The following is a 1,043-nucleotide window of genomic DNA, read 5'->3' as shown; positions in this document are numbered from 1 at the left end:
AATTTTCAAAGTTCATTCCTTACAACTTCCTTAGTTTATCAAAGTAATTTTACTTTGTCAACTCTTTTCTGTTGTTTCTCTTTCGTGTTTGTCCTTTTCTTAAGGACATGTATTACTATACCACCTATACTTTATATCGTCAATACTTTTTCTTAACTTTTTTTAGTATTTTTTATAATTAGTTTATTTTTTTAAGTTATACACAATTTTTGTTTATGTTATTAACATTATATACATCCTAGACTTAGCTTATATACCGATTTTCTATTTTTTATCCACATTTCTAATTTATTTATCATTAATTAAATTTTTTTATTTAAATTATATATTTTTATATACACTTTCTACTTTGATTAGAAATTTTAGTATTCAATAAAAAATATTTTTTCTATTTCTCCAACTATTATGTTAACTTATTTATATTTTTATTAAATTTTTATACTATTACAAATAGATTAAAGATCATTTAATAAAATTGTTACCAATCAAAATATACTTAAAATGAGTATAACCTCCTACGTATAATGATATTAATTTTACATTACTAATTCTTTATAAATAAAAATAACTTAAGTCTATATTTAATCAACTTAAGTTATCTAATATTTTAAAATTTATATAGTTTTGCATTTTTCTTCCCATTTTTTAAGCTTTTTCTTATATATATTAACTATCTCATCCATATTAATTTCATTATCATAACTCTGGCTTATTATTGAGCTTGCTACAATTATTACGTCTAAACACTCTTCAACTATATCTTCTTTTGTTTTTTCTTTGTATCCACACCCACATACATTTGATGAACTCAATACTGCCTGGGAAACTTCCCCAACCTCTTCTGATAACTTCAAAGCTCTTTCCATTAGTGATTTTTTATCTATAAGATTTAATCTCTTGATTTCTTTAAAATCGATTATTTTTTCAGTTTTCATTTTAACTCCTTGTATTTTTTATTTTGAACATAAAAAAAGATTACGTGGCTACGTCTTACTCTCCCAGGAGGTCGCCCTCCAAGTACCATCAGCGCTAAAGAGCTTAAC

Annotated in this window: 1 protein-coding gene; it reads right to left on the bottom strand. The window is 23.6% G+C overall.

Annotated features, from left to right (window positions below):
• Window positions 1-614 precede the first annotated feature (614 nt).
• Window positions 615-935, bottom strand: coding sequence for a MazG-like family protein (locus ABCP60_RS15930; protein WP_092921352.1), 321 nt, complete (start codon window positions 933-935; stop codon window positions 615-617).
• Window positions 936-1,043 lie beyond the last annotated feature (108 nt).

The organism is Romboutsia sp. MSSM.1001216sp_RTP31141st1_G3_RTP31141_220114 (assembly GCF_039031195.1).
GTDB classification, from domain to species: domain Bacteria; phylum Bacillota; class Clostridia; order Peptostreptococcales; family Peptostreptococcaceae; genus Romboutsia_C; species Romboutsia_C hominis.
The sequence above is the reverse complement of the archived record's forward strand: the minus strand, read 5'-3'. Positions and strand labels throughout refer to the sequence as shown.